Source organism: Pyxidicoccus fallax (genome assembly GCF_012933655.1).
Lineage (GTDB): Bacteria > Myxococcota > Myxococcia > Myxococcales > Myxococcaceae > Myxococcus > Myxococcus fallax.
This window is the reverse complement of sequence record NZ_JABBJJ010000655.1, coordinates 1-2,355: the sequence shown is the minus strand read 5'-3', so window position 1 is coordinate 2,355 and position 2,355 is coordinate 1. Positions and strand designations below refer to the sequence as shown.

The following is a 2,355-nucleotide window of genomic DNA, read 5'->3' as shown; positions in this document are numbered from 1 at the left end:
CATCAGGGCTGGGGGGCTGGCGAGCGGTGGACGCTCCTTTCGGTGGAAATCGGACGCACCACGCGGGCACCTCGGACCACATGGGAGGGAAAAGCTTTGCCGATCAGGGGGCCCGCCTTGTCCCCGACCTGCCGTCCACCCGGGTTTCACTGGCTGACAGTGCGGATTCCAGATACGAATCCGAGCCGCCGATGCCACCCCTCCCCGCCCCCGCGCTCGCGCTGCACGACGTGAGCAAGCGATATGGGCGCCGCTGGGCCCTGGCGCGTCTCACCTACGCGCTGCCCGCCGGCCGCTCTCTGTTGCTTACCGGACACAACGGCTCCGGGAAGACGACCCTCCTGCGCCTCGTGGCCACCGCCCTCAGCCCCACCGCCGGCCGCGTGGAGGTGCTGGGCCGCGACGCCGTGGCGGACCGCGACGCCGTGCGCCGCGACGTGGCCCTGTTGTCCCACGCCAGCTTCCTCTACGAGGACCTCACCGCGCACCAGAACCTCGTGGTGCTGGCGCGCCTGTTGGGCATCCCCTCGCCGCAGGACGCCGCCAGCGCGCTGCTCACCCGCGTGGGCCTCACCCGCCGCTCGGACAGCCCGGTGCGCAGCTTCAGCGCCGGCATGCGCAAGCGCCTGGCCATCGCCCGGCTGCTCCTGAAGGCCCCCACCCTCGCCCTGCTCGACGAGCCCTTCGGCGAGTTGGACCCGCAGGGCATCCAGGACATGGAGCGCATCATCGCCGAGCTCAAGGCGAGCGGCGTCACCGTCATCCTCGCCACCCACCTCATCGAGCAGGGGCTGACGCTGTGTGAAGAGCGCCTGCACCTGCAGGATGGACGGGCGGTGGCCGCATGAGCACCGCCACGCCCCGCCCCCGCGCCGTCGGCCTCCTCACGGCCACGCTGGCGCTGTTGCGCAAGGACCTGCTCATCGAGTGGCGCACCCGCGCGCGCCTCAACGCCATCATCTTCTTCGCGCTGGCCACGCTGCTGATGTTCTCCTTCGCGCTGGGGCCGGATACGAAGCTGCTGGAAAAAAACGCCGGCGGCTATTTCTGGCTGGCCATCCTCTTCGCCAGCGTGCTCGCCCTGGGCGAGTCCTTCCGCGTCGAGTCGGAGAACGCGTGCATGGACGGCATGCGGCTCGCCCCCGCGGACGCGCGCGCCATCTTCCTCTCCAAGGCCCTGGGCAACACCCTGCTCTTGACGGCCCTGGGCGCCCTTCTCGTCCCCGTCATGGTGGCCCTCTACGGGGTGCGCATCGTCACCAGCTTCAGCGACCTGGGCCTCATCCTCCTGCTCGGCTGTCTGGCCCTCAGCGCCCCAGGCACTGTCTACGCGGCGATTTCCAGCAATGCCCGGGCACGGGACGTTCTCCTCCCTCTGCTATTGTTCCCGCTCGTCATCCCGGCCCTCCTCTCCGCAGCCAAGGCGACGACCCTTGTACTGCAGGGAGACCCCATGAATCAGTTTGGCTCATGGTTGGGGCTTTTGGGCGGCTTCAATCTGATTTACTGGGGCGTAGGCTTCGTGCTGTTCCCTCGCATCATCGAGGACTGAAGGATGAACAAGTTCATCAAGTGGGGCCTGCTCGTGGCGGCGCTGGGCCTGCTCGGTGCTGGCTGGTACCTGGGCCTGGCCTGGGCGCCGCCGGACCGGGAGATGGGTGACGTACAGCGCATCATGTACGTCCACGTTCCCCTCCAGTGGATGGCCATGCTGGGCATGTTCATCAACTTCGTGGCGGCGGTCGCCTACCTCTTCAAGGCGAGCTGGAAGCTGGACGCCGCGGCGGAGGCGGCCGCGGAGATTGGCCTGGTGCTGGGCACCGCCGGCATGATTACCGGCGCCATCTGGGGCAAGCCGACGTGGGGCGTGTACTGGTCCTGGGACCCGCGCCTGACGTCGGAGGCCATCATGCTGGTGACGTACACCGGCTACCTCGTGCTGCGGCGCTTCGTGGAGGACCCGGAGAAGCGCGCCACGTGGAGCGCGGTGGTGGCCATCATCGGCGCCATCAACCTGCCCATCGTCTGGTTCTCCGTGCGCTGGTGGCGCAGCCTGCACCAGGTGCAGTCCAGCCCCCGCACCGTGGACCCGGAGATGGTGCTGGCCCTGCGCGTCTCCGCGTTCGGCATGCTGGCCATCACCCTCTTCTTCCTCGTGCTGCGCTACCGCCAGGCCCTGGCCGAGCGGCTGGCGGAGGTGGCCCTCCCCGACGCGCTCCCCGGTGACGTGCCCGTGACGACGGTGCCCCACAACTCCACGAAGGTGGCCTGACCATGACGCTGCTTCCGACGCTGATGATGGCCGTGCTGGCCCAGGTGGGCCGCGGCCGTATCGAGGGCGGGTGGGGCTATGTC

General features: G+C 69.0%; 3 protein-coding genes. All 3 read left to right on the top strand.

Features of this window, described 5'->3' with window-relative positions; translation table 11 throughout:
• The first annotated feature begins 191 nt into the window (after positions 1-191).
• The 3 genes from ccmA to ccsA are packed head-to-tail and all read left to right on the top strand — an operon-like array spanning position 192 to position 2,272.
• The gene (gene ccmA, locus HG543_RS53170) at positions 192-848 is read left to right on the top strand and encodes a heme ABC exporter ATP-binding protein CcmA (protein ID WP_169352606.1); all 657 of its coding nucleotides are present in this window, start codon (positions 192-194) and stop codon (positions 846-848) included.
• Positions 845-1,552 (top strand): heme exporter protein CcmB, encoded by a 708-nt coding sequence (locus HG543_RS53165; RefSeq protein WP_169352605.1) that lies wholly within the window; start codon positions 845-847, stop codon positions 1,550-1,552. The genes ccmA and HG543_RS53165 overlap by 4 nt, the downstream gene beginning before the upstream one ends.
• 3 nt (positions 1,553-1,555) lie before the next feature.
• A complete protein-coding gene (gene ccsA / locus HG543_RS53160) occupies positions 1,556-2,272 on the top strand; it encodes a cytochrome c biogenesis protein CcsA (protein WP_169352604.1) in 717 nt (238 codons plus the stop codon).
• Positions 2,273-2,355: the final 83 nt, after the last annotated feature.